Consider the following 7309-nt stretch of genomic DNA (forward strand, 5'->3'; position numbering starts at 1 on the left):
CTTCGGCAGCTCCTACAGTTGGAATGCGAGACCCCCGTAGGAGCTGCCGAAGGCTGCGATCTTTTGATCTTCTCAACGCTGCAACAGAATCCGCCCACGACTCAGATCAGCCAACTGGCTCTGCAGCAATTCAATCTGCGCCTCACCCACCGCCAACCTCAACTCAACGCCATTGGCGGTAAAGTTTTCCTCCACCACCAACCCACCCAGATCCGCCACGCGCAACTTCACCAGTGCCAGTTCGGCAAATCCGCAGGCGCAGCACAGGGGCACGCGGCTGATCAATTCGACTTTTTCCGCCGCTTGCAGGCACTTGTTGGCGCCGCCGCCATAGGCTCGGGCCAGGCCGCCAGTGCCCAATTGGATGCCGCCGTACCAGCGGATCACCAGGACTGCGACCTGATCGCAGTCCTGGGCTTCGATCGCTGCCAGAATAGGGCGCCCGGCGGTGCCGCCCGGTTCGCCGTCGTCAGTGCTGCGATACTGCGCCCCGAGTTTCCACGCCCAGCAATTGTGCGTGGCGTTCAAATCGCTGTGCTGCTCGAAAAATGCCTGCGCGTCGGCGGGGCTGCCGATCGGCGTCGCCAGGGTGATGAAGCGGCTTTTGCGAATCTCTTCGCGGTACTCGCAAAGACCGCTGAGGGTGAAAGGCATAAACGTCTTATATAGAAGGAGTGAGGCCGCAGCCTTTGAGAATGATGCGGATCAGGTTGTTGCCGGCGTCTTCCATGTCCTGCTTGGTCAACTTGCTGCGCCCTGTGACGCGGCAGATCTGCGTGGCGAAGTCGGCATAGTGCTGAGTGCTGCCCCACAGCAGGAAGATCAGGTGCACCGGATCGACCGGGTCCATTTTGCCTGCATCGATCCACGCCTGAAACACCGCTGCGCGCCCGGTAAACCAGGCGCGGTAATCCTGATTGAAATATTCACTCAGGCATTCGCCGCCACTGATCACTTCCATGGCGAATATCCGCGAGGCCTGTGGCTGGCGCCGGGAGAACTCCATCTTCGCGCGGATGTAGCGGGTCAGCGCTTCGGCCGGATCATCCTCGGCGGTGAGGGTGTTGAAGGTGCTGTCCCACAACTCGATGATGTTGCTCAGCACCGCCACATACAAACCGAGTTTGTTGGTGAAGTAGTAATGCAGGTTGGCCTTGGGCAACCCGGCATTCTGCGCGATGGTGTTCATGCTGGTGCCTTTGAACCCGTGACGGGCGAACTCGTCTTCGGCGGCTTTGAGAATGGTCTCTTCGTTCTTCTGACGAATGCGGCTGGCGGGTTTGCCGCCGTGGGCTGGGACTTCAAAGGTCATAGGCACTTCCGGGATTGTCTGTGGGTGCAACCAGTTGCGTTGATAGCGCACCCACAGGCATCCGACAAGTCCTTGCGCGGAAAAACAGTTACGCCTGTTCGATCTTGTTCAATGGCGCGGGGCTTTTCGCCGCTGCAGTTTTGCCTTCCGGCAACAGCAGACACAGGAAGATTGCCGTCAGCCCGCCGCTGGTGATCGCCGAGTCGAACAGGTTCTGCACCAGTTTCGGCAGCAGGTGCAGCAGGTTCGGTTGCGCAGCGATGCCGAGGCCAACGCCGAACGAAGTGGCGATGATCAGCATGCTGCGCCGGTCCAGCGGCGACTGCGCGAGAATGCGCACGCCCGCCGCCGCCACCGCGCCGAACATCACCAGCGTCGCACCGCCCAGCACCGGTTTCGGTATCTGTTGCAGCACCGCGCCGATCATCGGGAACAGGCCGAGGCAGAACAGGATCGCGCCGATGTACAGGCCGACGTAGCGGCTGGCGACGCCCGTCAGCTGAATCACACCGTTGTTCTGGGCGAAGGTCGTGTTGGGGAACGCGCTGAAGGTCGCCGCGATCATGCAGCTCACACCGTCACCGAGCACGCCGCCCCGCAGGCGACTTATATAAGAAGGGCCGCTGATGGGCTGGCGGGCGAGCATGCAATTGGCGGTGAGGTCACCGACGGTTTCGAGGGTGCTGATCAGATAAATCAGCGCGACCGGCAGGAAAGCTGTCCAGTCGAAGTTGAATCCGAACTTGAACGGCGTAGGAAAACTCACCAGCGGCACGTCAGGCAATGGCTGCGGCAGCAATTTCCCACTCAACCAAGCCGCTAGACTGCCGAGCACCAGTCCGATGATGATCGCCGACAGCCTTACCCACGGCGTATTCGAGCGGTTGAGCAGAATGATCGTCAGCAGCACAAATACGCCCAGGGCGAGATTGCCCGGCGCGCCGAAGTCCGGCGCATTGAAGCCGCCACCCAGATCGGTAATGCCGACCTTGATCAGGCTGATGCCGATCAGCGTGATCACAATACCGGTCACCAGGGGGGTCACCACTCGGCGCAACTGGCCGATGAAACGGCTGAGCACGATTTGTACGATCGCGCCGAAAAAGCACACGCCGAAAATCATCGCCAGAATATCTTCCGGGCTGCCGCCGCGTTGCTTGACCAGAAACCCGGCGGACAGCACCGCGCCGAGAAAAGCGAAACTGGTGCCTTGCAGGCAGATCATCCCCGCGCCAATGCCGAATGGCCGCCGCGCCTGGATAAAGGTGCCGACACCCGAAACCATCAGCGCCATGCTGATCAGATACGGCAGATGCGCCGTCAGCCCGAGCGCCGAGCCGATGACCAGCGGCGGGGTGATGATACCGACGAAACTGGCCAGCACGTGCTGCAACGCGGCGAGGATCGCGGCGAGTGGTTTGGGACGGTCGTTGAGGCCGTAGATCAGTTCACTGGACGAATCGGAATCTGGCTGCATGGCGGTGGGCTTCTTGCTTAAGGATCGGGTTTGGTCCTGCTCTGCAAAAAGCTGTCCACTTGCTCAACTTCTTCTCTCTGTAGGAGCTGCCGAAGGCTGCGATCCCTTGATCTTGCTGTACTTCACCAATGTTGCGGTCCCTATCAACGCGTAGCCGCCAGACTCTCCAAAAAGCTTTCCAGCACCAAATGAGGGCGCCGCCCCTTGCGCGTGACCGATGCCAGACTCAAATCGTAAAAACGCGTGTCAGCCTTGAGCGCACGCAACCGCCCTTGCTGCACCCAAAGGCTGGCGTAGTGATCCGGCAGATAACCGATATAGCGCCCGGTCAGAATCAGAAACGCCATGCCCTCTCGATCCGACGCACTGGCGGTGCAATTGAGCGCCTGATAATGCGCCTGAATTTCTGCTGGCAACCGGAAGGTCGGCGCAATCGCGTCCTGGCTGTCGAGACGTTGATCCTCGAGCTGTTTATCGTCGACATAAAACAGCGGATGCCCCACCGCGCAATACAGCAGCGAACGCTCGCTGTACAACGGCTGATATTCCAGTCCCGACAGCGCACTGGCCTGCGGCACCACGCCGACGTGCAATCGTCCGTCGAGCACACCTTGTTCGACTTCGTTTGGCGCAATCATGCGAATCTGGATCTGCACATCCGGCCCACGCTCCTTCAGTTGCGCGAGGGCGTGGGTGATGCGCATGTGCGGCAGGGTGACGAGGTTGTCGGTCAGGCCAATGATCAATTCACCCCGCAGGTGTTGGTGCAGGCCGTTGACCTCGGTGCGGAAACTTTCCAGCGCACTCAAAAGCTGCAGTGCCGACTGATACACCTCGCGACCTTCCTCGGTCAGGGAAAACCCGGCCCGCCCGCGTTGGCACAAGCGCAGGCCAAGGCGCTGTTCCAGATCGCTCATCTGCTGGCTGATCGCCGAGCGTCCTATGCCGAGCACGGTTTCCGCTGCTGAGAAGCCGCCACATTCCACGACGCTGCGAAAAATCCGCAGCAGGCGAATATCAAAATCACTGACCTGGGCCAGCGGATCGGGGCGGCGGCTGCTCATTTATTGTTCTCTTTGTTTAGCGAAGATCTAACTGAAGGTTAGAAGAGTTGAATTTCACCGACTTTATCGCCGTGGCAATTTAGCTGCAACAACGCTTTCCATCTCTCTGACGCTTATGCCCTGCGAGGTTTTGCCCGATGAACATGCCTGAAAACGCGCCGTCGCCACTGGCCAGCCAACTGAAGCTGGACGCGCACTGGATGCCGTACACCGCCAATCGCAACTTTCAGCGCGACCCGCGTCTGATCGTCGGCGCTGAAGGCAGCTGGCTGTTCGACGACAAGGGCCGCAAGATCTACGACTCGTTGTCCGGTCTGTGGACCTGCGGCGCCGGGCACACCCGTAAGGAAATTCAGGAAGCCGTTTCGAAACAACTGGGCACCCTCGATTACTCGCCGGGTTTCCAGTACGGTCATCCGCTGTCGTTCCAGCTGGCTGAGAAGATCACCGAGCTGACCCCGGGCAACTTGAACCATGTGTTCTTCACCGATTCGGGCTCCGAGTGCGCCGACACTGCGGTGAAAATGGTCCGTGCCTACTGGCGTCTGAAAGGTCAGGCGACCAAGACCAAAATGATCGGCCGTGCCCGTGGCTACCACGGCGTGAACATCGCCGGCACCAGCCTCGGCGGCGTCAACGGCAACCGCAAACTGTTCGGTCAGGCGATGATGGATGTCGATCACTTGCCGCACACGCTGCTGGCGAGCAATGCCTTTTCCCGTGGCATGCCGGAGCAGGGCGGTATCGCCCTCGCCGATGAACTGCTGAAGTTGATCGAACTGCACGACGCTTCCAACATCGCTGCGGTGTTCGTTGAGCCGATGGCCGGGTCTGCCGGGGTACTGGTTCCGCCGCAGGGTTACCTCAAGCGTCTGCGCGAGATCTGCGATCAGCACGACATCCTGCTGGTGTTCGATGAAGTGATCACTGGTTTCGGCCGTACCGGCTCGATGTTCGGCGCCGACAGCTTCGGCGTGACCCCGGACCTGATGTGCATCGCCAAGCAAGTCACCAACGGCGCGATTCCAATGGGCGCGGTGATCGCCAGCTCCGAGATCTACCAGACCTTCATGAACCAGCCGACGCCGGAATACGCGGTGGAATTCCCTCACGGCTATACCTACTCGGCGCACCCGGTGGCTTGTGCCGCTGGCCTCGCAGCACTCGACCTGCTGCAAAAGGAAAACCTGGTGCAGAGCGTCGCCGAAATCGCGCCGCATTTTGAAAACGCGCTGCATGGCCTGAAAGGCTCGAAGAACGTCATCGACATCCGTAACTACGGTCTGGCCGGCGCGATCCAGATTGCCGGGCGCGACGGTGATGCCATCGTGCGTCCGTTCGAAGCGGGCATGGCTTTGTGGAAAGCCGGATTCTACGTGCGCTTCGGCGGCGACACCCTGCAGTTCGGCCCAACCTTCAACAGCAAGCCGCAAGACCTCGATCGTCTGTTCGACGCGGTCGGCGAAGTGCTGAACAAGCTCGACTGATTTTCCTTCTATATATACCTACACAACCGGGCGCTTCTTTACGGGTGCCCGTGGACCAGAATTCAGGAGTGTTCGATGAGCGTTATCCCGCATTTGATCAATGGCGAACTGGTGACCGAAACCGGTCGCGCGGTGGATGTCTTCAACCCGTCGACCGGCCAGGCGATCCACAAACTGCCATTGGCCAGCCAGGCCACCATTCAGAAAGCCATCGATGCCGCCAAAGCCGCGTTTCCGGCATGGCGCAACACGCCACCGGCCAAGCGCGCGCAAGTGATGTTCCGTTTCAAGCAACTGCTGGAGCAGAACGAAGCACGCATCTCGCAACTGATCAGCGAAGAGCATGGCAAGACCCTGGAAGATGCGGCCGGTGAATTGAAGCGCGGTATCGAGAACGTCGAGTTCGCCTGCGCCGCCCCGGAAATCCTCAAGGGCGAGTACAGCCGCAACGTCGGCCCGAACATCGACGCCTGGTCGGACTTCCAGCCGTTGGGGATTGTTGCCGGTATCACTCCGTTCAACTTCCCGGCCATGGTGCCGCTGTGGATGTATCCGCTGGCGATCGTCTGCGGCAACTGCTTCATCCTCAAGCCATCCGAGCGCGATCCAAGCTCGACGCTGCTGATTGCTCAGCTGCTGCTGGAAGCCGGGTTGCCGAAAGGCGTGATGAGCGTGGTCCATGGCGACAAGACTGCGGTGGACGCGCTGATCGAAGCGCCGGAAGTCAAAGCGCTGAGTTTCGTCGGTTCGACACCGATTGCCGAATACATCTACGCCGAAGGCACTAAGCGCGGCAAGCGCGTGCAGGCACTGGGCGGTGCGAAGAACCATGCGGTGCTGATGCCGGACGCCGATCTGGACAACGCGGTGAGCGCACTGATGGGCGCGGCTTACGGCTCCTGCGGCGAACGCTGCATGGCGATTTCGGTAGCCGTGTGTGTTGGCGACCAGGTCGCGGACGCGCTGGTGGCGAAACTGGTCCCACAGATCAAGGCGCTGAAAATCGGTGCCGGTACGTCGTGCGGCCTGGACATGGGGCCGTTGGTTACCGGTCAGGCGCGTGACAAGGTCAGCAGTTATGTAGATGACGGTGTGGCAGCGGGCGCGACCCTGGTGGTCGATGGTCGTGGTCTGAGCGTGGCCGGTCATGAAGAAGGCTTCTTCCTCGGCGGCTGCCTGTTCGATAACGTCACCCCTGAGATGCGCATCTATAAAGAAGAAATCTTCGGACCGGTGTTGTGCGTCGTTCGGGTGAACAGCCTGGAAGAGGCGATGCAATTGATCAACGATCACGAATACGGCAACGGCACCTGCATCTTCACCCGCGACGGCGAAGCGGCGCGGCTGTTCTGCGACGAGATCGAAGTCGGTATGGTCGGCGTAAACGTACCGCTGCCGGTGCCGGTGGCGTATCACAGCTTCGGCGGCTGGAAGCGTTCGCTGTTTGGCGACCTGCATGCGTATGGTCCGGATGGCGTACGCTTCTATACCCGTCGCAAGGCGATCACCCAGCGCTGGCCACAGCGTGCGAGCCATGAGGCGTCGCAGTTTGCATTCCCTAGCTTATAAGTAGCTGGAAGTGCAGAAGGCCGACCTCGCAGGTCGGCCTTCGCGTTTTCGGGGCTTTTTTGACCGATATGACAGAAATATGAAAATAGGTGTTGACGGCAGATTCCAGAGGTCTATAATTCGCCCCACTTCCGGCGCAGTCGAAACGGAAAACTCCTTGAGATTCAACGAGTTATGCAGTTTTCGACAGCGGCTCGCTTCAGGTCATCGAAGCCTGGAAGGAGTTGAAAGAGCAGTGATGTTTGGCTCTTTTAACGGTTCGATCTTCTCGGTCGAAAGCGGAGAAAAAGAGGTGTTGACAGCAGCGATTAACGCTGTAGAATTCGCCTCCCGCTAACGAGAGATCGGAAGCGCAAGTGGTTGAAGTTGTTGAAGAATTCTTCGAAAACTTCTGAAAATA

At 59.7% G+C, this 7309-nt stretch carries 6 protein-coding genes; 2 read left to right on the plus strand and 4 right to left on the minus strand.

The genetic code is table 11. The features are described 5' to 3' along the window. Positions 1–72: 72 nt before the first annotated feature. The 4 genes from DCO47_RS24575 to DCO47_RS24590 all read right to left on the minus strand — a co-directional run bounded on the left by DCO47_RS24575 (position 73) and on the right by DCO47_RS24590 (position 3853). Positions 73–654 carry a YigZ family protein gene (locus DCO47_RS24575; RefSeq protein ID WP_116659114.1) on the minus strand — a complete coding sequence of 194 codons (582 nt, stop codon included), beginning with the start codon at positions 652–654 and terminating at the stop codon, positions 73–75. 7 nt (positions 655–661) lie between these two features. Then, positions 662–1312 carry a TetR/AcrR family transcriptional regulator gene (locus DCO47_RS24580; RefSeq protein ID WP_116659115.1) on the minus strand — a complete coding sequence of 217 codons (651 nt, stop codon included), beginning with the start codon at positions 1310–1312 and terminating at the stop codon, positions 662–664. 88 nt (positions 1313–1400) lie between these two features. After that, entirely contained in the window at positions 1401–2789 is a 1389-nt protein-coding gene (locus DCO47_RS24585; RefSeq protein ID WP_116659116.1) for a uracil-xanthine permease family protein, read from the minus strand. Between the two features lie 143 nt (positions 2790–2932). Beyond that, complete coding sequence (locus DCO47_RS24590; protein WP_042609778.1) at positions 2933–3853, minus strand: LysR family transcriptional regulator; 921 nt, start codon at positions 3851–3853, stop codon at positions 2933–2935. 137 nt (positions 3854–3990) lie between these two features. Here DCO47_RS24590 and DCO47_RS24595 point away from each other — a divergent pair, with 137 nt between their 5' ends. Both DCO47_RS24595 and DCO47_RS24600 read left to right on the plus strand, forming a co-directional pair. Further along, entirely contained in the window at positions 3991–5340 is a 1350-nt protein-coding gene (locus tag DCO47_RS24595) for an aspartate aminotransferase family protein (RefSeq protein ID WP_116659117.1), read from the plus strand. A gap of 75 nt (positions 5341–5415) precedes the next feature. Beyond that, entirely contained in the window at positions 5416–6909 is a 1494-nt protein-coding gene (locus DCO47_RS24600) for a CoA-acylating methylmalonate-semialdehyde dehydrogenase (protein ID WP_116659118.1), read from the plus strand. Positions 6910–7309: the final 400 nt, after the last annotated feature.

Origin of the sequence: Pseudomonas sp. NDM, assembly GCF_003105095.1 — a bacterium.
Taxonomy (GTDB): Bacteria; Pseudomonadota; Gammaproteobacteria; order Pseudomonadales; family Pseudomonadaceae; genus Aquipseudomonas; species Aquipseudomonas moraviensis_A.